The following is a 24,171-nucleotide window of genomic DNA, read 5'->3' on the forward strand; positions in this document are numbered from 1 at the left end:
GGGATCACAGGATGTCGAGCAGCTCGACCTCGAAGGTCAGCACGGCGTTGGGGCCGATGCTCGGCGGCGCGCCGTTCGGGCCGTAGGCCAGCTCGGACGGAATCCAGAACTTGAACTTGCTGCCCACCGGCATCATCGCCAGGCCTTCCTGCCAGCCCTGGATCACGCCGTTGACCGGGAATTCGGCCGGCTGGCCGCGATCGTAGGAGCTGTCGAACGTCTTGCCGTCCAGCAGCGTGCCCTTGTAGTTCACGCTGACCTTGTCGGTCGGCTTGGGACGCTCGCCCGAGCCCTGGCGCAGGATCATGTACTGCAGGCCCGAGCCGGTCGAGAACACGCCCTTGACCTTCTTGTTCTCGTCGAGGAACGCCTTGCCTTCCTTGAGGTTCTTCTCGCCGGCCGCGGCCGCGTCGGCCTTGGCCTTGGTCTGCATGCGCTCGCTGAAGTTGGTCAGCACGGTGCGCGCGTCGCCGTCGGCCAGCAGCGGCTTGCCGCCGCCGAGCGAGGTGCGCACGGCCTGGGCCAGCACCGGCAGGTCGATTTCGGATTTGATCTGCTGCAGGGCCGGGCCGACCATGAAGGTGCCGATCATCAGGCCGACCTTGGTCTTGTCGACCGCCGGCGGCGGCGTGCCCGGCGGGGTGCCCTGGGCCGGCTTGCCCTCGCGCGAGGCGATGCGCGCGCGCAGCGCGGTGTCGACGGTGCGGGCCTCGTCCTGGGTGATCAGGGGCTTGCCGCCGTCGAACACGTTCTTGACCGCTTTTTCGAACGCCGCGGCGTCGAGGTCCGGGCCGACCGGCTTGAGCGAGGACGCCACGTCCATGCCGATGGCGTAGCTGATTTTTTCGCGTTCGTTGGCGAGCACGGATTTGTCCTGGGCAGAGGCGGCGCCAGCGAACAGCGCCGCGGTGGTCATCAACACGGCCGCGCCGCGCACGAAGGGCTTCATTAGGGTCCCGCTCCTGGTGTCCTGGGTATCGATCTTGCAATCGGATGGCGCGCCGCCGCGCGGCGCGAGCCCGCCATTGTCGCGGGCGCGGCCGTGGGCGGCAACGCTCCAGTGTGACGGCGGACCGGCGTTTTAGTTCCGCCGCGACGCCGGCGGCGCCGCGGGGAAACCTGACCGGGCGCCCAGATCGCTCCGCGCCGGCCGGCCGCGGCGCCTGCGCGGGGCGCGCTCAAGGCGCCATCGCCGCGCTCAATGCGCCGCGGACGCCTTCGGCGCCGGCGCCGCCAGGGCGCGCTCGATCGCCGCGACCACCGCCGGATCGTCCGGCGTGGTCTTGCTGCCGTAGCTGGCGATCAGCTTGCCGTCGCGGCCGATCAGGTACTTGTGGAAGTTCCACTTCGGGGTCTCGCCGCCGGCGGCCTTGGCCAGGTCCTTGTACAGCGGCGTGGCCTGCTCGCCGACCACGTGCACCTTCTCGAACATCGGGAACTTGACCCCGTAGGTCAGCGTGCAGAACTCCTGGATCTGCTTCTCGTCCTCGAATTCCTGGGCCTTGAAATCGCCCGAGGGGAAGCCGAGCACGGCGAAGCCGCGCGCCTTGTACTTGGCGTGCAGGCCTTCCAGCGCCTCGAATTGCGGGGTGAAGCCGCACTTGCTGGCGGTGTTGACCACCAGCACGACGTCGCCGGCGTAGGTCTTGGCCAGGTCGACCGGCTGCTTGCCGGCCAGCGGGCGGTAGCTGCGCTCGAGCAGGCCGCCGGCGGCGCCGGCGGCGACGGCGGCGCCGGCGGCGACGGCGAGCGCCAGGCCCAGCGCCAGCGCGACGGCGGCGCGGCGGCGGGTCCGGGAGGGGGAATGCGAGGGGGCGACAACGGACATGGCAGGCCTCGGTGACTGGGGAGCCCGGCGGGGGCCGGAGCGGGACCGGACCAGTATGACTTTAGTTGGGTCGGCGGCGATTGACGCGACGTGTTTAGGTGTTATAGTTGCATACAACACCGGCCCACTAAAGAGCAGGACGTTCATATGAACCGCAAGCTCCATCATTCGATTTCGGCCCTGATGGCCGCCGGCGGCGCCCTGGTGCTGGGCCTGGTGGTCGCCCTGCCCCTGCCCGCCCCCGATGCCGCCCCGGCGCCTTCGCTGACCGAATTCGCCGCCGACGCGCCGGCCACCCGCCCGATCGAAGTCGACCTGGGCGCGGTCAAGGCCCGGATCAGCTTCGACCGCGCCTTCCTCGCCCGCGCCCAGGCCCGTTCCGGCGACGTCGCCGGCGCGGTGCGCAAGATCGAGCAGCGCGCCTCGCAGTTGGAGAACGCCGAACGCGCCAGCGAACTGGCCGGCCTGGCCGGCGCGCTGGCCGGCGACGTCGGCGACCTGGCCGCGCTGGCCAACGCCATCGCCCCGTCCTCCCCCGCCGCCGAGCCGGCGGCCGAACCCAAGCGCAAGGCCGCAAGCGCCGCGCGCCGCAACCGCAGCAATCTCGTTATGCCCTATTTCTCCTTCCTGTCGCGGGGCTGAGCCATGACCGCAATCCAATGGAGCGACGGCGCTCCGATCTATCGCCAGCTCAAGGAGCGCGTCGTCGCCATGATGCTCGACGGCGTGCTCAAGCCGGGCGACGCCCTGCCCTCCGTGCGCCAGGTCGCCGCCGAATACCAACTCAATCCCATCACCGTCTCGCGCGCCTACCAGGAATTGGCCGACGAGGCGTTGGTCGAAAAACGCCGAGGCCTGGGCATGTACGTGACCGAAGAAGCCGCGAAGAAACTGCTCCTCAACGAGCGCGACCGCTTCCTGCGCGAGGAATGGCCGCTGGTGCTCGAACGCATCGCCCGGCTCGGCCTGCGCGCCGAGGAACTGCTGGCCGGCGAACCGGCCGCCACCAACGGCAGCCACAAGGCGGACGCCCCATGACCCACTCCCTGCATACCCCGCCCCTGCGCGACGCCGCCGGCGCCGTGGTCCGCGCCCGCGGCCTGCGCAAGACCTACCGCAACAAGGCCGCGCTCGCCGGCACCGACTTCGACATCCCCGCCGGCCGCATCGTCGGCCTGATCGGCCCCAACGGCGCCGGCAAGACCACCGCGCTCAAGGCGGTGCTCGGCCTGACTTCGTTCGAAGGCGAACTGTCGGTGCTCGGGCTGGACCCGCGCACCCAGCGCGACGAACTCATGCGCGAGGTCTGCTTCATCGCCGACGTGGCGGTGCTGCCGCGCTGGCTGCGGGTGCGCGAGGCGATCGAGTTCGTCGCCGGCGTGCATCCGCGCTTCGACCGGGCCAAGTGCGAGCGCTTCCTGCACGGCACCCAGCTCAAGCCCGACCTGCGCGTGCGCGAAATGTCCAAAGGCATGATCGTGCAGCTGCACCTGGCCCTGGTGATGGCGATCGACGCGCGCCTGCTGGTGCTCGACGAGCCGACCCTGGGCCTGGACATCCTCTACCGCAAGCAGTTCTACCAGCGCCTGCTGGAGGACTATTTCGACGAGAACAAGACCATCGTGGTCACCACCCACCAGGTCGAGGAGATCGAGCACATCCTCACCGACGTGATGTTCATCCGCGACGGCAAGATCGTGCTGGACTGCCCGATGGAGAACGTCGGCGAGCGCTTCGTCGAGGTGCTGGTCGACCGCGACAAGGCCGAGCACGCGCGCACGCTCGGGCCGCTGGACGAACGCGCATTGCCGTTCGGCAAGACCGTGATGCTGTTCGACGGCGTCGCCGCCGCCCAGCTCGACGGCCTCGGCGAGACCCGCACGCCGGGCCTGGCCGACCTGTTCGTCGCCACCATGAAGGGGACCTACGCATGAACGCCGCCACCGACGACTTCTCCGTACCCGCCGCCGTTCCGCGCGCGGCCGCCGCGATCCCGCCGTCGCGGGTGTTCGTGATGCTGCTCAAGCGCGAGTTCTGGGAACACCGCGGCGGCTTCCTGTGGGGCCCGCTGATCGCCGGCGCCATCGCCATCGTCTTCACCGTGCTCGGCGTCATCGGCGGCTCGGTGCTGTTCCGCAAGGTCGCCAACCAGCACGGCGAAGGCATCAACTTCGAGATGAGCGGCGGCGAGATCGGCCGCGCCGGCAGCATCGGCGACGCCGCCCTGGCCGGCGGCCTGGGCATGGTCTGCCTGGTGTTCGTGTTCGTGGTGTTCTTCTACGCGCTGGGCTCGATCTACGACGAGCGCAAGGACCGCAGCATCCTGTTCTGGAAGTCGCTGCCGGTCTCCGACACCCAGGCGGTGCTGTCCAAGCTGGTGTGGGCGCTGCTGCTGGCGCCGCTGCTGGCCGCGGCGATCGGCCTGGCGGTGGGCCTGGTGATGTGGGTGCTGGCGTGGCTGGCGGCGGTGCTCAACGGCTTCCCCGGCGCCGACGCGATCTTCACCCAGGCCCATCCGCTGCAGTTGCTCGGCGAGTTGGCGGTGTCGGTGCCGGTGTACGCGCTGTGGGCGCTGCCGACCGTGGGCTGGCTGATGCTGTGCTCGGCCTGGGCGCGCAGCGTGCCGTTCGTCTGGGCGGTGGTGATCCCGCTGCTGGCCTGCGTGTTCGTGAGCTTCCTCGACATCATGCCGGGCATCGAGATCCCGCATGGCGCGATCTGGTACACGGTGGCGCTGCGCGGCCTGCTCAGCGTGGTACCGGGCACCTGGTTCCTGCACGAGCAAATGAACGGCGACGCGCAACAAGCCGCGCTCAAGGGCACCGAGGCGCTGAGCCAACTGGATTCGGTCAACAGCCTGCACGTGCTGGCCACCGCCGACCTGTGGATCGGCGCGGCGCTCGGCGCGGCCATGATCTACGCCGCGATCCGCCTGCGCCGCTGGCGCGACGACGGCTGAGCCGCCGCTGGCCGGCGGGGATCGGTCACGATCCAACGCAACCGGGCTTTCAACCCTGCCGGCCCCCAGCGCATCCCAGCCTTACCCTTCGTTCCTGCCCAGGACCCCGCCATGCGCTTCTCGCCTTCCGCACGCCCCCTGCTCGCCCTGCTCTGCGCCGCGCTGTTGCCCGGCGCCGCCTTCGCCGCCGACCGCTGCGACAACGCCCAGCCGCGCAACCTCTCGCTCGACCTGCGCGGCGTGGACGCGGTGGTGTTCGAGATCGGTTCCGACGACCTGGTCCTGGAGGGCGGCAGCGGCGCGCCCGCGGTCACCGGCCGCGCCTGCGCCAGCAATCCCGCCGACCTCGCCGGCCTGACCCTGACCCAGCGCCGCGAAGGCAACAAGCTGGTGGTCGCCGCCGAGCACTCCAAGCGCTTCGGTCTGAGCTTCAGCGGCCACCGCTACATGCGGCTGCACGCGAGCGTGCCGCAGAACCTGCGCGTGCAGCTCAAGGTCGGCTCCGGCGACGCCTCGGTGCGCAACGTCGCCGCGCTCAGCGCCGACGTCGATTCCGGCGACATCTCGATCGAGAACGTGCGCGGCCTCACCGTCGCCTCGGTCGGTTCCGGCGACATCGTGCTGCGCGACATCGGCCCGCTGCAGATCGTCAGCCTCGGCTCGGGCGACCTGAAGGCGCGCAACGTCGGCGGCGACGTCCGCATCGGCACGGTCGGTTCCGGCGACGTCGACCTCGACCAGGTCGCCGGGTCGGTCACGCTCGACCGCATCGGCTCGGGCGACCTGGAAGTCGACGGCGTGCGCGGCGACCTGCGCGTGGCCCGGATCGGCAGCGGCTCGGTCAACCACCGCGGCGTGTCCGGCCGGGTCGACGTGCCCAAGCAGGACTGACCGCCTGCATCGATGCGGACGGCGCGCCGTCCGCATCGCCGCGACCGCCCTTTCCCGCCTTCCCCATCCCACACCCGCTTCGCCCGGAGCCCCGTCCATGACCGCCCGCACCTCGTCCGCCGTTGCCTTGCTCGCCGCCGCGCTCGCGGCCGCCTTCGCCGGCGCCTGTTCGCGCCTGCCCGACGGCGAGGTGCACGTGTCGGTGATCGACCACATCTCGATGGCCGGCGACAAGGTGCTGCTGCGCGGCGCCGGCGGCAGCGCGCAGATCGGCCCCGACGGCGCGATCGCCATCGACGGCGGCGCGCTGGCGCTCACCCCGGCGCAACAGGCGCTGGGCCGCGAGTTCTACCAACAGGCCATGGGCATGCGCCACGACGGCGTCGCCATCGGCAAGGCCGGCGCGGCGATGGCCGGGCAGGCCCTGAGCACCGTGGCTCAGGACCTGCGCGACGGCAACACCGACCAGACCGAGGCCAAGATCCAGGCCGAGGCGGACAAGCTGGAAGCGCAGGCGCTGCAGCTGTGCCGACGCGTGCAGGCGCTGCGCGACGTGCAGCAGCGGCTGAGCGCGGCGTTGCCGCAGTTCGAGCCGTACGCGCGCATTTCCGCCAGCGCCGGCGACGACTGCCGCAAGCGCTGAGCCGGCCGCCGCGGCCGGCCGCGGCGCCGGATCAATCGAAGCTGCGTTCTTCCACGCGTTCGCTGCCGTCGCCGCTGTCGCGGGTGTTCTTCTGCACCGCGATCGCGGCGAACAGGCTCATCGCATAGGCCATGGCGTAGAAGCCCTTCTCGCTGAAAGCCAGCTCGGCGTTCCACAGGCCGACGAACAGCAACGTCAGCGCGCTGATCACCGAGAACCAGGCCAGGCCGTAGTAGATGTTGGTGACCGGAATGCCTTCCATGCGGTCGCGCACCGACTTCTGCACCGACACGGCCGCGAACAGGCCGTACAGCAGCAGGGTCAGGTAATAGCCCTTCTCGTTGAGCTGCATGGTCGAGGCGTTCCACAGGCCGACCAGGTAGGCCAGCGAGCCGAGCAGCAGCGCGCCCCACGAGGCGCCGACGAACGCCGCGGTGGGCTTGCGGGAGATGGCACGGTTCATAGCATCGCTTCCTTGAGTGAGTAGCGGCCGGCGCACGCCAGAGATCCGCCGCCCGCGCGGGCGGCTTGCCGTGCGGACGCTCCCAGCCCGCGCCGGCACTATGCCAAGCGCCGCGGCAGCTGTCATCCGCACGGCGGCACGGCGGCCGGCGCTGCGCCGCCATGCGCGGGAGGCGGCACGCGCCGCGCGCCATCGCAGCGGCCGATGCCGGCGCGGCTAGACGCAGCGACCGGTCGCCGGCACGCGAAAGGCGGAATGTTCAAGCAAAGAATTCGTCGCGATGCGTCGATCGGCTCGCACAGGCCTCAAGCGCTGGCGGGTGCCCCGAGCCTCGCGATGCCTGTGCGGCATGCGCCGCCGCTGCAGCAGGCGTGTGCAGAAACAAACAAAATCTCACGCACGCCCACTTAATGCGTGCCGAAATCGGGAAATCCGAACGCCGGCTTCGCCTGCGATCGAGCAGGCCCCTACTTGGCGCCGGCGTGCAGAACCGAGCCTGACGCGGGCCGATCCGCACCGCCCGATCCAACGCCAAACCCCGGCCACCGGCCGAGCGCCGGCCGCGGCGCACGCAGCGCGCCGGGCGCGCGCCGTTGCGGCGCGCGGGCCCGGACCGGGCAATCCCGGTCCGGGACGCGGCCTCAGTGCGCGGTGCGGACGCTGGCGACGGCGACCTTGGCCGCGTCCACCGCGGCCGGAGCGGCGCGTCCGCTCAGGTCGACATGGGCATTGTCGAAGTAGGGAATCGACTGCGGCTTGCAGGCGGCGCAGGCCAGCAGCGAGACGATGGCGGCGTACCGAAGGAAACGATTGGACTTCATGAGCGAGGCTCCATTAGTTATGGCTGGCCGGGCGGCCAGGGGCTGCGGGGAAACTCGTGCGCGCGCCGCATCCTGCCTCGCGCGAACGACAGTTACTTCAATCCCGCCGCGGCTGATCCGTGATGACCGCAGGGTTACCGCTCAATAACCCCGCGCCCGCGCCGGACCGCGACGGACGTCTTGCGGCGGCCGAAACCGCCGGTTTCCCGCAACGATGCCGCATCGCGGCATCGTTGCGGAGGTCGCGGGCCTGGACGCCGGCGCGGACCGCGCCCTCGCACGGTCCGGCGGAGGCGCCGGAAACTCCGGCCGCACCCGCGTTGCGGCGCCCCTGCCCGCCCCGGTTGGAATATTATCCGCGCTCGCGCTTGGATATTCCTCCCGAGCAGCGAGGATATACAGGCGCATGCGCCGGAAAATCCCACACCGGTCGCGAAACTAAATGCTGGAACATTCTGCGCCGAGGTTTCCCCCGCCTGCAGCGCAGCGATCGGTGCGATTGTGCATCAAATCGCGCGCTGCGCGAACGCCGCCGCGCTCAGCCGCCCGCGCCACCGCCGCCGGCGCGGATACCGCCGCGGGTCAGCGCGGCCGGATCGAGCAGCTTGCGCAGCTGTTTCTCGCTCAGCCCGCTGTCCTGCAACGCCACTTCCAGCACCGGCCGGCCTTCCTTGTAGGCGCGCTTGGCGATCGCGGCGGCCTTCTCGTAGCCGATGATCGGATTGAGCGCGGTGACCAGGATCGGGTTGCGGTCCAGCGCCTCGCGCACGTGCGCTTCGCGCACCTTGAGCCCGGCGATGGCGCTGTCGGCCAGCAGCGGCATCGCGCGCGCGAGCAGGCGGATCGAATCGAGCAGGTCGTAGGCGATCAGCGGCAGCATCACGTTGAGCTGGAAATTGCCGCTCTGCCCGGCCACGGTGATCGCAGTGTGGTGGCCCATGACCTGGGCGCAGACCATCGCCAGCGCTTCGGGGATCACCGGATTGACCTTGCCCGGCATGATCGAGCTGCCCGGCTGCAGCGCCGGCAGTTCGATTTCGCCCAGGCCGGCGAGCGGGCCGGAATTCATCCAGCGCAGGTCGTTGGCGATCTTGGTCAGCGCCACCGCCAGCACGCTGAGCTGGCCGGACAGTTCGACCGCGTCGTCTTGCGAGGCCAGGCCCTCGAACTTGTCCGCGGCCGATTCGAAACGCACCCCGCCGGCGGCGCTGAGCGCCTTGGCCACGGCCTTGCCGAAGCGCGGATCGGCGTTGATGCCGGTGCCGATCGCGGTGCCGCCGATCGGCAGCCGGCGCAGCCGCCGCAGCGCGTCCTCGATGCGCTGCTGGGCCGAATCCAGCTGCGCGGCCCAGGCGCCGAACTCCTGGCCGAAGGTCAGCGGCATCGCGTCCATCAGGTGGGTGCGGCCGGTCTTGACCGTGCGGCTCAATTCCTTGGCGCGGCGCTCGATGGTCTTGCGCAGGTGCTTGAGCGCCGGCAGCAGGTGTTCGTGCGCCGCCAGCGCCGCCGACACCCGGATCGCGGTCGGGATGGTGTCGTTGGAGCTCTGGCCGAGGTTGACGTGGTCGTTGGGGTGGATCGCGTGCTTGCCCGAGCGCGAGGCCAGGGTCGCGATGACCTCGTTGGCGTTCATGTTGCTCGAGGTGCCCGAACCGGTCTGGTAGACGTCGATCGGGAACTGCGCGTCGAAGCCGCCGTCGGCGACCTCGCGCGCGGCCTTGGCGATGGCCTCGGCCGCGCCCGGGTCGAGCAGGCCGAAGCCGCCGTTGACCTGCGCCGCGGCCGCCTTGACCAGGGCCAGCGCGCGGATGAACTCGCGCGGCATCGGCTGGCCGGAGATCGGGAAGTTCTGCACCGCGCGCTGGGTCTGCGCGCCCCACAAGGCCGCGGCTGGGACGTTGAGTTCGCCCATGCTGTCGTGTTCCAGGCGGTAGCCCGCGGCCGCGCCGCCGGTGCTGCCGGCCACCGCGCGTTCGCCGCGGGCCGGGGTCTTGCGTTTGCTCGCCATTGCCAACTCCGTTTGAGTCGTAGGGGACCGTTTGAGTCGTATGAGGGAACGCGCGGCGCCTGCGCCGCGCATCGCTGTAACCGGGCCGCAACGCTTCGGGACTGAGGCAAGCCCGGCACCGCGACCTTGCTGGCTGGATTGCGCTGGCGGCGCCCATGATCGCCGCGCCGGCCGTAGCCGTCGAGGCCGGTCGCGGTTTCCGCCCGATCTTGCAGGGTATGTCCGAAGCCCGTGCGGCAACGGCGCACGCCGCGACCGCGGGGCCGCCTGTTCGCGGCGCGATCGCGTCGCCCCGCGTGCGCGGCCTGCGCCGCTCCTGCCGGGGCTTCCGGCACGCCGCGGGCCCAGGGGGTAGAATGCGCGACTGTTTTCCTCCCCACTGCGTGCCATGTCCGCCGACCCCCAGACCGCCCTGCTCGCCCTGTCCCCGCTCGATGGCCGCTACGCCGGCAAGGTCGACGCGCTGCGGCCGATCTTCTCCGAATTCGGCCTGATCAAGGCCCGGGTCAAGGTCGAGGTGGAATGGCTGCTGGCGCTGGCCGACGAGCCGGCGATCGCCGAACTGCCGCCGTTCTCCGTCGCCGCCGCCGCGCGCCTGCGTGCGCTGGCCCAGGACCTGTCGGTCGCCGACGCGGCGCGGGTCAAGCAGATCGAGCGCACCACCAACCACGACGTCAAGGCGGTCGAGTACCTGATCAAGGAGCGCCTCAAGGACGACGCCGAACTCGGCCCGGCGCTGGAATTCGTCCATTTCGCCTGCACCAGCGAGGACATCAACAACCTCAGCTACGCGCTGATGCTGAACCAGGCGCGCCAGGACGTGCTGCTGCCCAGGCTCGACGAGCTGATCCAGAAACTGCGCGCGATGGCGCACGCGCACGCCGCGCTGCCGATGCTCTCGCGCACGCATGGCCAGACCGCCTCGCCGACCACCGTCGGCAAGGAGATCGCCAACGTGGTCGCGCGCCTGCAGCGCCAGGGCGAGACCCTGGCCGGCGCGCTGATGCCGGGCAAGATCAACGGCGCGGTCGGCAACTACAACGCCCACGTCGCCGCCTACCCCGACATCGACTGGGCCGCGTTCTCGCAGCGCTTCGTGACCTCGCTGGGCCTGGACTGGCAGCCCTACACCACCCAGATCGAGCCGCACGACGGCATCGCCGAAGTCTGCGACGCGCAGCGCCGCATCGACACCGTCTGCATCGACCTGTGCCGCGACGTGTGGGGCTACATCTCGCTGGGCTATTTCAAGCAGGCGGTCAAGGCCGGCGAAGTCGGCAGCTCGACCATGCCGCACAAGGTCAACCCGATCGACTTCGAGAACGCCGAAGGCAACTTCGGCATCGCCAACGCGCTGTTCGAGCATTTCGCCGCCAAGCTGCCGATCAGCCGCTGGCAGCGCGACCTGACCGACTCGACCGTGCTGCGCGCGCTCGGCACCGCGTTCGGCCACGCGTTGATCGGCTTCGATGCGCTGCTGCGCGGGCTGGGCAAGCTCAGCGCCAACCCCGAGCGCCTGGCCGCCGACCTCGACGCCGCCTGGGAAGTGCTGGCCGAGGCCGTGCAGACGGTGATGCGCCGCCATGGCCTGCCCAACCCCTACGAGCAACTCAAGGCGCTGACCCGCGGCCAGGGCATCAACGAGGCCTCGATGCGCGAGTTCATCGCCTCGCTGGAACTGCCCGAGGCCGACAAGCAGCGGCTGCTGGCGATGACGCCGGGCAGCTACGTCGGCCTGGCCGAGAAGTTGGCGCGCGAGATCTGATCCAGCTCGCGGCGCGGCTGCGCTCCTGCCTGTAGGAGCGGCGCAAGCCGCGACCGCGAATCCGCAACCGCGCCGACAGCTTCATTGGCCTTGCCGGGCGCTGGCTGCGATGAGGCCCGCTCGCTAGCCGCGAGGTCGCGGTCGCGGCTCGCGCCGTTCCTGCGAAGGCTGCGATGCGATCGGGCGGAGATAAAAATCCTGCTTGGCGCAGCCGCAATTTCTTTTTGATCCGCGCCGGATCCGGATCGGGGATAGTGATCGCCACGCCCCCGCCAGGATTCCACGCATGCGTCTGCCCGCCGCCCTGTTGGCCGCTTCGATCGCTTCGATCGCTTCTGCGCTGCTCGCCGGCTGCGCCAACGCGCCGCAACGCGGCGATGCGCACGCCGCGGTCGCGGCCGCGGTCGCGATCGCGCCCTGCCCGGCCAAGCCCAAGTGGGACGATCCCACCGCGCCGCGGCATATCCACGGCAATACCTGGTACGTCGGCACCTGCAGCATCAGCGCGATCCTGATCACCTCCGAGGCCGGCCACATCCTCATCGACGGCGCCATCGACAGCGCCGTGCCGGGCATCGAAGCCAATATCCGCGCGCTCGGCTTCGATCCCGGGCAAGTGCGCTACATCCTCAATTCGCACGAGCACATCGACCACGCCGGCGGCATCGCCCGGCTGGCGCGCGACACCGGCGCGCGCGTGGTCGCGCGCGAACCGGCGGCGACGGCGCTCGAACGCGGCAAGGGCGACCGCGGCGATCCGCAGTTCCTGACCGTGGCGGGCTTCGCGCCGGTACCCTCGGTACAACGCATCGGCGACGGCGACGCGCTGCGGCTGGGCGCGCTGGAACTGACCGCGCATGCGACGCCCGGCCACACGCCCGGCGGCACCAGTTGGACCTGGCGCTCCTGCGACGAGGCCGGCCAATGCCGCACCGTCGTCTACGCCGACAGCCTGACTCCGTTCAGCGACAAGGTGTACCGCTACAGCGACGACGCCGCGCATCCGGGCGCGCTGGCCGCGTACCGGCGCGGCATCGAGACGGTCGCCGCGCTGCCGTGCGAGATCCTGCTGACCCCGCATCCCGGCGCCAGCGACCTGTTCGAACGCATCGGGCCGCAGGCGAGCAAGCCGCTGGTCGATACCGGTGCCTGCCGCGCATATGCGGCCGTCGGCGCGGCCAAGCTCGATGCGCGGCTGGAGCAAGAGCGCGCGCAGCCCGCCCCCGCCGCGCATTGAGCCGCAGCGCTCGGTTTGCAGGCACGCGCGAACGCCTTTGTGGGAGGGACTTCAGTCCCGACGCTTTCCGATCCGATCGCGGCGAATCGACGGAAAATCGTCGGCACTGAAGTCCCTCTCACAGTCGCAACCGGCCGCATCCACCCGCACCATCGCCCCGCACCATCGCCCCGCGCCCACGCCCGCACCGCCACACCCTACGCCCACACCGCCTTAGCATCCGCCCGCGCACACTGCCCGCACTCGTCCGCGGAGCCCCGCGATGCACTTGTTGATCAACCTCGACGTCCCCGACCTCGACGCCGCGCTCGCGTTCTACACCCGCGCCTTCGGCCTGCACGTCGGCCGCCGCATCGGCGGCGACGCGGTCGAGCTGCTCGGCGGGCCGGCGCCGATCTACCTGCTGCACAAGCCCGAGGGTTCGCTCGGCGCCGGCGACCAGGCCCGCGGTTATGCACGGCACTGGACGCCGCTACATCTGGACGTGGTGGTCGAGGACCTCGACGCGGCCCTGGCCAGCGCGCTGGCGGCCGGCGCGCGCCAGGAGGGCGAGGCGCGCAAGGCCAGTTGGGGGCGGATCGTGCAGTTGTCCGATCCGTTCGGGCACGGCTGGTGCCTGTTGCAGTTCCTCGGCCGCGGGTACGACGAAATTTCGGCATGAGCGCGACGCGGCCGGCGCAGGCGGGCCGCGGGTCGCCTCGACGGCGCTCGGCGTAACCGCGGCCCGCGCCGCGCCTGCAACGGCCATGCGTGCGTTCGCCGTCGCGGCGGCGGCGCGCGCGATGAGCGACAATGGGTTTTTCCGCGCATCGCCCCACCGCCGCCCGCCATGGCCACCCAGAAAACCGCCCCCGCCTTCCCGATCGAGATCGACGCCGCCCGCCGCCCGCCGCTGGGCATGAACCCGGCCGCGTTCCTGCGCGATTACTGGCAAAAACGCCCGCTGCTGATCCGCAACGCCTTCCCCGGCCTGCAGTCGCCGCTGCAGCCCGAGGACCTCGCCGGCCTGGCCTGCGAGGAAGGCGCGCTGGCGCGGCTGATCCAGCACGATCGCGCGCGCGATCATTATTCGGTGCGCCACGGGCCGTTCGAGGAATCCGATTTTCCGGGGCTGCCGCAGCAGGACTGGACGCTGCTGGTGCAGGACGTGGACAAGTGGGACGCCGACGTCGCCGCGCTGCTGCCGGCGTTCTCGTTCCTGCCGCGCTGGCGCATCGACGATGTGATGATCTCCTTCGCCGCGCCCGGCGGCTCGGTCGGCGCCCACGTCGACCAGTACGACGTGTTCCTGTTGCAGGGCCAGGGGCACCGGCGCTGGCAGATCGACGCGCGCCCCAACCCGCCGCAGGAGTTCCGCAACGACGCCGAACTCAAGCTGCTGCGCGAGTTCGAGCCCAGCCACGAGTGGACGCTCGGCCCCGGCGACATGCTCTACCTGCCGCCCGGCGTGCCCCACCACGGCGTCGCCGAGGACGCCTGCCTGACCTTCTCGGTCGGCATGCGCGCGCCGTCCGCGGCCGAACTGATGGGCGACTACATCGATACCCTCGCCGGCGACGCCGACGAGGCGCTGCGCTACACCGACCCGGACCTGGCCCCGCCGCGCGATCCCAACGAGATCGACGCCGCGGCGATGCAGCGCGCGGTGCAGGCGCTCAACGCGCTGCGCATGAACGACCCCGACCGCCTCGGCGACTGGTTCGGCCGCTTCATCACCGTCTACCGCGCGGCCGGCGAAGTGTCCGCCGGCGGCGCGCCGGCGCCGGCGCGGGCCGAGCTCGAATTCGCCCTCGACCAGGGCGCGGCGCTGTGGCGCCACCCGTGGTCGCGCATGGCCTGGCGCCGCGCCCACGCCAAGGGCGGCGCCGCGCGCCTGTACGTCAGCGGCCAGGAATTCGCGCTGCCGGCGCGCGACGCGCAGGCGCTGGCAGCGGCGGTCGAACTCGACCTGGCCGGCTACTCGGCCCTGTCCGGCGCCGGCCGCGACTGCGTGCTGGCGCTGGTCGCCGGCGGCCATTACCGCCTTGGCAGCGACGAGGACGACGGCGAAGACGGCGGCGAGGAGGAATGAGCGCGCCCGCCCCCGCCGCCAGCTTCCGGGTGGTCGCGGTCGAGGACTACGCCGCCGCCCAGCCGGCCCTGCGTGCGGTGCGCGAGGCGGTGTTCGTGCGGGAACAGAACGTGCCGCTGGACCTGGAGTTGGACGCCGGGCGCGACCCGCAGTGCCAGCACGTGCTGGCCTTCGACGCCGCCAGCGAGCCGATCGGCACCGGCCGGCTGACCCCGGACCGGCGCATCGGCCGCATGGCGGTGCTGGCGTCCTGGCGCGGCCGCGGCGTCGGCGAGGCCCTGCTGGCGGCGCTGCTCGAACGCGCCCAGGCGCTGGGCTGGCGCGAGGTCTCGCTGCACAGCCAGGCCGGCGCCACCGGTTTCTACGCCCGCCACGGCTTCCTGCCGTTCGGCGAGCGCTTCTTCGAGGCCGGGATCGAGCACGTGGCGATGTACCGCCTGCTCGGCGCGGCCAATCCGGTCGCCGGCCGCGAGGCCGCGCTGGCGGCGCTGGCCGGGATCCTCGCCCAGGCCCGCCGCGGCCTGTGGATCTGCAGCCGCGACCTCGACCCGGGCCTGCTCGACCGCGCCGAAGCGGTGGCCGGCCTGCGCCGCTTCGCCACCGGCGGCGGCCAGGTGCGGGTGCTGCTGCACGATCCGGCCGCGCCGCAGCGCGCGCTGGCGCCGCTGATCGGGCTGGCCCAGCGCCTGCCGACCGCGTTCGAGTTCCGCGCGATCGAGGAAACCGTCGATCAGAACGACCCGGCCGCCTACCTGGTCAACGACCGCGACGGCTGGTACTACCGCCCGCTCGGCCACCGTTTCGACGGCGAGACCCGCATCGACGGCGGCCCGCGCGCGCGCCAGCTGCGGGCGCGGTTCGAACCGGTGTGGGAACGGGCGCGGCCGTGCAGCGAGTTGCGCGCGCTGGGGATCTGAGCGCCGGCGGGCTCCGGGCTCTTGTGGGAGGGGCTTCAGCCCCGATGCTTTTGTCTCAGATCGCCGCGACCCGAAAAGAGAGCACCGGGGCCGAAGCCCCTCCCACAAGAGCCCGAGGCCCCGCAGCCGGGCCCAGGCCCAGCCGCGGCGTCACCCGCCGCAGGCCTTGACCACCGTCACCTTGCCGCCCGGCGCCAGTTCGAACCGGCACACCGCCTTGACCCGGCTGTCGTAGGTCGCCACTCCGCGCAACTCGACCCGCACGCCCGCGGCGGTCCGGGTGAGCTTCGGCGGCCCCAGCGCGTAGTGCCCCGGCGCCACCAGTTCGGCCTCGTGCACGATCCGGGCCAGGCCGTCCTCGCCGCCGTCGCCCTTCCACTGCGCGCGCACCCCGGTGGAGACGTGCTCGAAGCCCTGGCTGGCCACGATCACCCGGTACACGCCCTCGCCGGCCGCATCGCTCCAGCGGCCGCCCTGGACCACCGCCTCCACATTGGGCCCCACCGCCGCCGCCTCGTCCGCGGCCCGCGCCGCGCCGGTCGCGCCGAAGCCCAGGCCCGTCGCCAGCCACAGTCCCAGTCCCGCTCGCATCGCCCTTCGCATGCCCGGCTCCTTCGCCTTCGCTGTCGTCCGTCCCGGTCGGCCGGGACCCGGCGCCAGCCTAGCCAGCGTCCGCGGTTGCGCACAATCTTCGCGCCTGCCGGCGCTGAAAGCGATTCCAGCCGCGCCGCGGCGCCGGCAGCCTGAGCGCGGCCTAAACCGCGGCCGGCGCCGCGCCGGCTTGAAAGCCGCGCCGGCGACCGCAAGAAATTACCCGTCCGCGCCGCTGCGCGCGCCGCCTTGCCGGAACGGTCCGCTCGACGGTCCGGTCCGGCCCGACGCCGGAAATCGAACCAAAACCGCCACATAGACGTAAGTAGTTATGCCTTTGCGCTTAACACTGCCGCTATAATTCCGAGCCTTGTCTGCGCCCGGCGCCATGCCCGCGCGCGCCGACCCCACTCCCGTCCAATAGAGTTTCCCGATAGCCATCGTGGACAGTCTCCTGAAGCAGTTCTCGCAGTCCTCGCAACTCGGCGCCAACGCCGCCTTCATCGAAGACCTGTACGAGCAGTACCTGGTCGATCCCGACAGCGTCGGGCCCAAGTGGAAAGCCTATTTCGACGGCTTCAAGGGCCGCGAGGCCGGCGATGTGCCGCACTCGGCGGCGATCGAGAGCATCACCCAGGCGGGCAAGGCCGCCGCGCGCGGCGCGGTCGCCGCCGCCGGCGCCAGTTCCGGCGGCGACGAGCGCGAGCGCATGGTCGGCAAGGTGATCACCGCCTACCGTTCGCGCGGCCACCTCGCCGCCGACATCGATCCGCTGGGCCTGCTGCAGAAGCCCGACGCGCCGGACCTGGCGCTGGGCTTCCACCGCCTGTCCGAAAGCGACCAGTCGGTCGAGTTCTCCACCGGCGGCGTCGCCGGCAAGGAACGGATGAAGCTCGGCGACCTGGTCGCCCTGCTCAAGGCGACCTACACCGGCCCGATCGGCGCCGAGTTCATGCACATCGCCGACGCCGAGCAGCGCCGCTGGATGTACGAGCGCCTGGAAACGGCCGGCGGCAAGTTCGGCCGCAGCGCCGAGGACAAGAAGCGCATCCTGGAGCGGCTGACCGCGGCCGACGGCCTGGAGCGCTACCTGGGCACCAAGTACGTCGGCCAGAAGCGCTTCTCGCTGGAAGGCGGCGACGCGCTGATCCCGCTGATGGACGTCACCATCCGCCGCGCCGGCGAGCAGGGCGTGCAGGACGTGGTCATCGGCATGGCCCACCGCGGCCGCCTCAACGTCCTGGTCAACACCCTGGGCAAGCCGCCGCGCAAGCTGTTCGACGAGTTCGAAGGCAAGTTCGAGCACGACGAGCACGCCAAGAGCGGCGACGTGAAGTACCACATGGGCTTCAGCGCCGACGTCGCCACCCCCGGCGGCCCGGTCCACCTGGCGCTGGCGTTCAACCCCTCGCACCTGGAAATCGTCAACCCGGTGGTCGCCGGCAGCGTGCGTTCGCGCCAGACCCGCCGCGGCGAGCACGGCCGCGCCCAGGTGCTGCCGGTGCTGCTGCACGGCGACGCCGCGTTCGCCGGACAAGGCGTGGGCATGGAGCTGTTCCAGATGTCGCAGGCGCGCGGCTTCGCCGTCGGCGGCACCGTGCACATCGTCATCAACAACCAGGTCGGCTTCACCACGTCCGAGCGCCAGGACGCGCGCTCCACGCTGTACTGCACCGACGTGGCCAAGATGGTCGGCGCGCCGATCCTGCACGTGAACTCCGACCACCCCGAAGCGGTGGTGTTCTGCGCCGAGCTGGCGCTGGACTTCCGCCAGCGCTTCGGCCGCGACGTGGTCATCGACCTGGTCTGCTACCGCCGCCACGGCCACAACGAGGCCGACGAGCCGGCGGCGACCCAGCCGCTGATGTACCAGGTGATCCGCAAGCACAAGACCCCGCGCGAGCTCTACGCCGACCAGCTGGTCGCCGAAGGCGCGATCAAGGCCGAGGACGCGCAGGCGCTGGTCGACGGCTACCGCGACAAGCTCGACGCCGGCGAGGTCACCACCGAACTGGTCGAGGTCAAGCCCGACGAGTTCACCATCGACTGGTCCAAGTACCTGCAGGGCAAGCTCAGCGATCCGGTCGACACCACCTTCGACCGCGCCCGGCTCGACCAACTCGCGGTCGAGATCAACGCGGTCCCGGACACCGTCAAGCTGCACCCGCGCGTGGCCAAGATCTACGAAGACCGCCGCAAGATGTCGGCCGGCGAGCAGCCGGGCGACTGGGGCTTCGCCGAGAACCTGGCCTACGCCACCCTGGTCAGCGAAGGCTACAAGCTGCGCCTGGTCGGCCAGGACAGCGGCCGCGGCACCTTCTTCCACCGCCACGCGATCCTGCACGAGCAGAGCACCGACGAATATGTCGTGCCGCTGCGCCGGCTGGTGAGCAACCCGACCGACGTCACCATCATCGACTCGCTGCTGTCGGAAGAGGCGGTGATGGCGTTCGAATACGGCTACTCCACCGCCGATCCCATGACCCTGGACATCTGGGAAGCGCAGTTCGGCGACTTCGCCAACGGCGCGCAGGTGGTGATCGACCAGTTCCTGTCCTCGGGCGAGGCCAAGTGGGGCCGTCTGTGCGGCCTGGCGCTGTTCCTGCCGCACGGCTACGAAGGCCAAGGCCCCGAGCACAGCTCGGCGCGCCTGGAGCGTTTCCTGCAGCTGTGCGCGCTGGACAACATGCTGGTGTGCGCGCCGACCACCCCGGCCCAGGCCTACCACATGATCCGCCGGCAGATGCGCATGAGCACGCGCAAGCCGCTGGTGGTGATGACGCCCAAGTCGCTGCTGCGCCACAAGCTGGCGGTGTCGAGCCTGGACGAGCTGGCCGGCGGCGGGTTCCAGCACCTGATCCCGGACAACGCCGCCAACCCGAAGAAGGTCAAGCGCGTGGTGCTGTGCTCGGGCAAGGTCTACTACGACCTGTACGAGCAGGCGCAGAAGGACGGCGTGGAAGACGCCGCCATCGTCCGCGTCGAGCAGCTGTACCCGTTCCCGCGCGAGGCCCTGGCCGCCGAGCTCAAGCGCTTCGCCAGCGCCAAGGACGTGGTGTGGTGCCAGGAAGAGCCGCAGAACCAGGGCGCGTGGTACCAGATCCGCCACCACCTGACCGCGTGCCTGGCGCCGAAGCAGGCCCTGCACTACACCGGCCGCGCGCGTTCGCCGTCGCCGGCGGCCGGCCACCTGGCCGACCATGTCGCCGAGCAGGCCAAGCTGGTCGCCGACGCGCTGGTCAATTCGCTGCACGGCGAGTCCAGCGCCGAGTAAGGCGCGGGCTCCTTGAGGCTCCGGCGCCGATGCGGGCGCCGGCGCTTCGCCGAACACTCCAGATTCGAAAATCCACCTTCAAGCACTCCAGGATGCCTGCCCCATGAGCACCGAGATCAAAGTCCCCGTTCTGCCCGAGTCGGTCTCCGACGCCACGATCGCCACGTGGCACAAGAAGCCGGGCGACGCGGTCAAGCGCGACGAGAACCTGGTCGACCTCGAAACCGACAAGGTGGTGCTCGAAGTGCCCTCGCCGGTCGACGGCGTGCTCAAGGAAATCAAGTTCGAGGAAGGCGCGACCGTGACCAGCCAGCAGCTGATCGCGATCGTCGAAGCCGGCGCCGCGGCCGAGTCGAAGCCGGCCGCCGCCGCCGCGCCCGCCGCCGCCAAGGCCGAGGCCGCTCCGGCCGCCGGTGCGCAGCCGGTGACGCCGAAGGCCGACGCGCCCAAGGCCCCGGCCGCCAACGACCAGCTGCCGCCGGGCGCGCGCTTCGCCGCCAACACCCAGGGCGTGGACGCCGCGCAGGTCGAAGGCACCGGCCGCAAGGGCGCGGTGACCAAGGAAGACATCCTCAACTACGCCAAGTCCGGCGGCGTGGGCTCGGCCGCGGGCGCGCGTCCGGAAGAGCGCGTGCCGATGACCCGCATGCGCGCGCGCATCGCCGAGCGCCTGATGCAGTCGAAGAACTCCATCGCCATGCTGACCTCGTTCAACGAAGTCAACCTGGGCAAGGTCATGGCCATGCGCAAGGAGCTGGGCGAGTCCTTCGAGAAGGCCAACGGGGTCAAGCTCGGCTTCATGAGCTTCTTCGCCAAGGCCGCCGCGAATGCCCTGCAGCGCCACCCGATCGTCAACGCCTCGGTCGACGGCAACGACGTGATCTACCACGGCTACGCCGACATCTCGATCGCCGTGTCGACCGACAAGGGCCTGGTGACCCCGGTGCTGCGCAACGTCGAGCGCATGGGCTTCGCCGACGTCGAAAAGGCCATCGGCGATTACGCCAAGAAGGCCCGCGACGGCAAGCTGGCGCTGGAAGACCTGCAGGGCGGCACCTTCACCATCACCAACGGCGGCACCTTCGGCTCGCTGATGTCGACCCCGATCGTCAACCCGCCGCAGTCGGCGATCCTGGGCATGCACGCGATCAAGGAGCGCGCCATCGTCGAGAACGGCGCCGTGGTCGCCGCGCCGATGATGTACATCGCGCTGTCCTACGACCACCGCATCATCGACGGCAAGGACGCGGTGCTGTTCCTGGTCGACATCAAGAACCAGCTGGAAAATCCGCACCGCATGCTGCTCGGCATGTGATGCCCCAAGCCCCTCTCCCGCTCGCGGGAGAGGGGTCGGGCCGAGGGCAAGCCGCGATTACGCCAGCCCCCTGCCCCGCGCCTCCCCTCATCCGCCCTTCGGGCACCTTCTCCCGCCCGCGGGAGAAGGGAAAGGCAAAGGAATCTCAATGTCTGAGCAATTCGACGTAGTCGTCATCGGCGCCGGCCCCGCCGGCTACCACGCCGCCATCCGCGCCGCGCAGCTGGGCCTGAAGACCGCGTGCATCGACGCCGCGCTCGGCAAGGACGGCAAGCCCGCGCTCGGCGGCACCTGCCTGCGCGTGGGCTGCATCCCGTCCAAGGCGCTGCTCGACAGCTCGCGCCAGTACTGGAACCTGCAGCATCTGTTCGGCGAACACGGCATCAGCGCCGACAACGCCAAGATCGACGTCGGCACCATGGTCGGTCGCAAGGACAAGATCGTGAAGCAGTTCACCGGCGGCATCGCGATGCTGTTCAAGGCGAACAAGATCGCGCCGTACTACGGCTTCGGCACCCTGCACCCGGGCAACATCGTCAAGGTCAAGCAGCACGACGGTTCCGAGGTCGAGCTCAAGGGCACCAACGTCATCATCGCCGCCGGTTCGGACTCGATCGAACTGCCGTTCGCCAAGTTCGACGGCGACAAGATCGTCGACAACGTCGGCGCGCTGGACTTCACCGAAGTGCCCAAGCGCCTGGGCGTGATCGGCGCCGGCGTGATCGGCCTGGAACTGGGCAGCGTGTGGAAGCGCCTGGGTTCGGAAGTCACCATCCTGGAAGCGATGCCCGATTTCCTCGCCGCCGCCGACGCCGAAGTCGCCAAGACCGCGGCCAAGGAATTCAAGAAACAGGGCCTGGACATCAAGCTCGGCGCCAAGGTGTCCAAGGCCGAGATCAAGGGCTCCGAGGTCCACCTGACCTACAACGACGGCAAGGCCGACCAGCAACTGGTCGTGGACAAGCTGCTGGTGGCCGTCGGCCGCCGCGCCGCGTCCAAGGGCCTGCTGGCCGAGGGCACCGGGGTCAAGCTCAACGAGCGCGGTCAGATCGAAGTCGACGAGCACTGCCACACCGGCGTCGACGGCGTGTGGGCGGTCGGCGACTGCGTGCGCGGGCCGATGCTCGCGCACAAGGGCTTCGAGGAAGGCATCGCGGTGGCCGAACTGATCGCCGGCCTGCCGGGCCACGTCAACTTCGACACCATCCCGTGGGTGATCTACACCGAGCCGGAAATCGCCTGGGTCGGCCAGACCGAACAGCAGCTCAAGGCCGACGGCGTGCCGTACAAGACCGGCAGCTTCCCGTTCGCGGCGATCGGCCGCGCGGTGGCCATGGGCGAGCCGGCCGGCTTCGTCAAGGTCATCGCCCATGCCGAGACCGACCGCGTGCTCGGCCTGCACCTGGTCGGCGTCGGCGTCTCCGAGCTGGTCCACGAAGGCGTGCTGACCATGGAGTTCAAGGGCTCCGCCGACGACCTCGCGCGCATCTGCCACGCCCACCCGACCCTGTCGGAGGCGATCCACGACGCGGCGATGGCGGTCGACAAGCGCGCCATCCACAAGGCCAACTGACCGGCCAGGCGGCAACGAGAACGGCGCACCTGGTGCGCCGTTTTTCGTTTCGGCGCCGACGCGCATCGAGCCGCGTCCGCCGGCGACGCGGCGACCACGACGACAAGAACCACCCTGCGAGGCAGCGAAAACCATGAAGACCCTCTGCGTGTACTGCGGCTCCAACGCCGGCTCCAAACCCATCTACAGCGAGCGCGCGATGGCGCTGGGCCAGCGCATGGCCCGCGACGGCGTCGCCCTGGTCTACGGCGGCGGCAACGTCGGCCTGATGGGCGTGGTCGCCGACGCCGTGCTCGAAGCCGGCGGCGAAGCGATCGGGGTGATTCCCGAGCAGCTGGTCAACTGGGAAGTCGCCCATCGCGGCCTGAGCAAGCTCGAGATCGTCGGCTCGATGCACGAGCGCAAGCAGCGCATGTTCGACCTCGCCGACGCCTTCGTCGCCCTGCCCGGCGGCTTCGGCACCCTCGACGAGATGTTCGAGATGCTGACCTGGCGCCAGCTCGGCATCGGCGACAAGCCCTGCGCCTTCCTCGACATCGACGGCTTCTACTCGCCGCTGATGGGCATGCTCGACCGCATGGTCGAAGAGCGCTTCCTGCACGCCGACCAGCGCCGCGACCTGTGGCACGGCGACGACCTCGACGCGATGCTGGCGTGGATGCGCGCCTACGAGCCGGCGCAGGCGTCGAAGTGGCTGGACGAGAAGCGGCGCAGCGCGTTGCGCTAAGTCGCCCCGGCGCCTGCACCGTCGGTGCGGGCGCCCACCCTGAGAGGAGAACGAAATGGATTTCCGTTCTTGGCTGTACGTGTCGTGCCTGTGCGTGGCCGGCCTCGCCGCCTGCGCCGCGTTTCCCGCCGGCGCCGCTGCGCCCGCGCCGTATGTTCCGGTCACCGACTGCGAAGCCGCGCGCCAGCTGCCGGCCGAAGTCGACGCCGCCGCGCGCCGGATCGCCTGCGAGATTCCGGCCGACTACCGCGAAGACGTTTCCCGCGCCGAAGCGCTCGGCACGATCCTGCGCCGTCACGACATCGCCGCCTGGCTGACCAGCGATTCCCTCAACGCGGCCGGCGCGCTGAGTTCGCTGCCCGGCGAACCGGCCGGCTGGCTCAGCGAGGAAAACGGCGACCGCGTCGACGTGCGCTACTTCGCCCGCGCCGACGGCCGCACGGTCGCGTTCGCGCAGTCCTCGCTGCCGTTGCGCACGCCGCTGGCGGCGCGCGACTCGCGCCGGCTCGACCCGCCGCAGCCGGCCAGCGAGCGCGAGCTGCGCCTGCTGGCCGCGATCAAGCTCGCGCGCGCGCAATCGATGACGTACTGCGCCAACGCGCCGCCGAACACCGTCGCCATAGAATGGAGCGAGCCCGAACAACCCGCGCAGATCCTGGTGTTCCTGATGTCGCCGTGGACGGACGATTCGCTGCCGCTCGGCGGCCACGCGCTGTTGCGCGTGTCGCGCGACGGCAGCCGCGTGCTCGAGCGCTTCGAGCAGACCCGCAGTTGCGTCAACCTGGATCCGCGCGAACTGGAAAAAGTCGAAGCGCTGACGATCGGCCACCTGACCTCGGACACGCCGACCTGCTTCCACGCGTTCATGAGCCTGCAATATCGCAAGCCGATCTACGTCACCACCGTGCGCAACCGCCTGCTGTGGAAAATCGAAGACGGACGCATCCGCCTGCTGCCGGCCGGCGCGACCGAAGCCGACGACCCGGCCGATGAGGCAAAAGATGCGAAGAAACGCGGGGCAAAACCCGTGCGGGCTCGCGCCGGCAAGCGCTGAGCGCGCCGCGGCGCGCGTCGACGCTGGGCTATCA

The 24,171-nt window shown here is 70.7% G+C and carries 22 protein-coding genes; 16 read left to right on the plus strand and 6 right to left on the minus strand.

Going from position 1 to position 24,171, the window contains the following annotated elements; translation table 11 throughout:
* Nucleotides 1-4: 4 nt before the first annotated feature.
* Both BLV01_RS00515 and BLV01_RS00520 read right to left on the minus strand, forming a co-directional pair.
* Entirely contained in the window at nt 5-949 is a 945-nt protein-coding gene (locus BLV01_RS00515) for an FKBP-type peptidyl-prolyl cis-trans isomerase (RefSeq protein WP_091793093.1), read from the minus strand.
* A 249-nt stretch (nt 950-1,198) separates the two neighbouring features.
* Nucleotides 1,199-1,828, minus strand: coding sequence for a glutathione peroxidase (locus BLV01_RS00520; protein WP_091793095.1), 630 nt, complete (start codon nt 1,826-1,828; stop codon nt 1,199-1,201).
* A gap of 147 nt (nt 1,829-1,975) precedes the next feature.
* Between BLV01_RS00520 and BLV01_RS00525 the strand changes: the two genes are divergently transcribed.
* From BLV01_RS00525 to BLV01_RS00550, 6 genes are all read left to right on the plus strand, one after another.
* On the plus strand, nt 1,976-2,470 hold the full coding sequence (locus tag BLV01_RS00525) for a hypothetical protein (protein ID WP_091793097.1): 495 nt from the start codon (nt 1,976-1,978) through the stop codon (nt 2,468-2,470).
* Between the two features lie 3 nt (nt 2,471-2,473).
* The gene (locus BLV01_RS00530) at nt 2,474-2,866 is read left to right on the plus strand and encodes a GntR family transcriptional regulator (protein ID WP_057947755.1); all 393 of its coding nucleotides are present in this window, start codon (nt 2,474-2,476) and stop codon (nt 2,864-2,866) included.
* On the plus strand, nt 2,863-3,762 hold the full coding sequence (locus BLV01_RS00535; protein ID WP_057947756.1) for an ABC transporter ATP-binding protein: 900 nt from the start codon (nt 2,863-2,865) through the stop codon (nt 3,760-3,762). The genes BLV01_RS00530 and BLV01_RS00535 overlap by 4 nt, the downstream gene beginning before the upstream one ends.
* Before the next feature lie 80 nt (nt 3,763-3,842).
* Complete coding sequence (locus BLV01_RS00540) at nt 3,843-4,787, plus strand: ABC transporter permease (RefSeq protein ID WP_091794559.1); 945 nt, start codon at nt 3,843-3,845, stop codon at nt 4,785-4,787.
* A gap of 111 nt (nt 4,788-4,898) precedes the next feature.
* On the plus strand, nt 4,899-5,678 hold the full coding sequence (locus BLV01_RS00545; protein ID WP_091793099.1) for a DUF4097 family beta strand repeat-containing protein: 780 nt from the start codon (nt 4,899-4,901) through the stop codon (nt 5,676-5,678).
* A 97-nt stretch (nt 5,679-5,775) separates the two neighbouring features.
* Nucleotides 5,776-6,321, plus strand: coding sequence for a YggN family protein (locus BLV01_RS00550; protein ID WP_091793101.1), 546 nt, complete (start codon nt 5,776-5,778; stop codon nt 6,319-6,321).
* Nucleotides 6,322-6,352: 31 nt separating this feature from the next.
* On the opposite strand, the gene yiaA is transcribed toward BLV01_RS00550, so the two are convergent.
* The 3 genes from yiaA to BLV01_RS00565 form a co-directional block, all read right to left on the minus strand.
* Complete coding sequence (gene yiaA, locus BLV01_RS00555; RefSeq protein ID WP_091793103.1) at nt 6,353-6,784, minus strand: inner membrane protein YiaA; 432 nt, start codon at nt 6,782-6,784, stop codon at nt 6,353-6,355.
* Nucleotides 6,785-7,425: 641 nt separating this feature from the next.
* Nucleotides 7,426-7,605 (minus strand): hypothetical protein, encoded by a 180-nt coding sequence (locus tag BLV01_RS00560; RefSeq protein WP_091793105.1) that lies wholly within the window; start codon nt 7,603-7,605, stop codon nt 7,426-7,428.
* Nucleotides 7,606-8,143: 538 nt separating this feature from the next.
* Nucleotides 8,144-9,613, minus strand: a complete 1,470-nt coding sequence (locus BLV01_RS00565) for a class II fumarate hydratase (protein WP_091793107.1) — start codon at nt 9,611-9,613, stop codon at nt 8,144-8,146.
* Nucleotides 9,614-10,001: 388 nt separating this feature from the next.
* Between BLV01_RS00565 and purB the strand changes: the two genes are divergently transcribed.
* The 5 genes from purB to BLV01_RS00590 all read left to right on the plus strand — a co-directional run bounded on the left by purB (nt 10,002) and on the right by BLV01_RS00590 (nt 15,603).
* Nucleotides 10,002-11,378, plus strand: coding sequence for an adenylosuccinate lyase (purB, locus tag BLV01_RS00570; protein WP_091793111.1), 1,377 nt, complete (start codon nt 10,002-10,004; stop codon nt 11,376-11,378).
* Nucleotides 11,379-11,664: 286 nt separating this feature from the next.
* Entirely contained in the window at nt 11,665-12,615 is a 951-nt protein-coding gene (gene bla / locus BLV01_RS00575) for a subclass B3 metallo-beta-lactamase (protein ID WP_091793113.1), read from the plus strand.
* Between the two features lie 262 nt (nt 12,616-12,877).
* Nucleotides 12,878-13,276, plus strand: coding sequence for a VOC family protein (locus BLV01_RS00580; protein ID WP_091793115.1), 399 nt, complete (start codon nt 12,878-12,880; stop codon nt 13,274-13,276).
* Between the two features lie 168 nt (nt 13,277-13,444).
* On the plus strand, nt 13,445-14,686 hold the full coding sequence (locus BLV01_RS00585) for a cupin domain-containing protein (protein ID WP_091793117.1): 1,242 nt from the start codon (nt 13,445-13,447) through the stop codon (nt 14,684-14,686).
* Nucleotides 14,683-15,603, plus strand: a complete 921-nt coding sequence (locus BLV01_RS00590) for a GNAT family N-acetyltransferase (protein ID WP_091793119.1) — start codon at nt 14,683-14,685, stop codon at nt 15,601-15,603. The genes BLV01_RS00585 and BLV01_RS00590 overlap by 4 nt, the downstream gene beginning before the upstream one ends.
* Before the next feature lie 150 nt (nt 15,604-15,753).
* Here the strand turns inward: BLV01_RS00590 and BLV01_RS00595 are convergent, their stop codons facing one another.
* Nucleotides 15,754-16,206, minus strand: a complete 453-nt coding sequence (locus BLV01_RS00595) for a hypothetical protein (protein ID WP_139178355.1) — start codon at nt 16,204-16,206, stop codon at nt 15,754-15,756.
* Between the two features lie 430 nt (nt 16,207-16,636).
* Between BLV01_RS00595 and BLV01_RS00600 the strand changes: the two genes are divergently transcribed.
* From BLV01_RS00600 to BLV01_RS00620, 5 genes are all read left to right on the plus strand, one after another.
* Nucleotides 16,637-19,468 (plus strand): 2-oxoglutarate dehydrogenase E1 component, encoded by a 2,832-nt coding sequence (locus BLV01_RS00600; protein ID WP_091793123.1) that lies wholly within the window; start codon nt 16,637-16,639, stop codon nt 19,466-19,468.
* 103 nt (nt 19,469-19,571) lie between these two features.
* Nucleotides 19,572-20,783 (plus strand): dihydrolipoyllysine-residue succinyltransferase, encoded by a 1,212-nt coding sequence (sucB, locus tag BLV01_RS00605; protein ID WP_091793125.1) that lies wholly within the window; start codon nt 19,572-19,574, stop codon nt 20,781-20,783.
* A gap of 148 nt (nt 20,784-20,931) precedes the next feature.
* Complete coding sequence (lpdA, locus tag BLV01_RS00610; protein WP_091793127.1) at nt 20,932-22,356, plus strand: dihydrolipoyl dehydrogenase; 1,425 nt, start codon at nt 20,932-20,934, stop codon at nt 22,354-22,356.
* A gap of 133 nt (nt 22,357-22,489) precedes the next feature.
* On the plus strand, nt 22,490-23,083 hold the full coding sequence (locus tag BLV01_RS00615; protein ID WP_091793129.1) for an LOG family protein: 594 nt from the start codon (nt 22,490-22,492) through the stop codon (nt 23,081-23,083).
* 55 nt (nt 23,084-23,138) lie between these two features.
* Nucleotides 23,139-24,137 (plus strand): hypothetical protein, encoded by a 999-nt coding sequence (locus BLV01_RS00620; RefSeq protein ID WP_091793131.1) that lies wholly within the window; start codon nt 23,139-23,141, stop codon nt 24,135-24,137.
* Nucleotides 24,138-24,171 lie beyond the last annotated feature (34 nt).

The organism is Lysobacter sp. yr284 (assembly GCF_900107375.1).
In the GTDB taxonomy this organism is placed as follows: domain Bacteria; phylum Pseudomonadota; class Gammaproteobacteria; order Xanthomonadales; family Xanthomonadaceae; genus Lysobacter.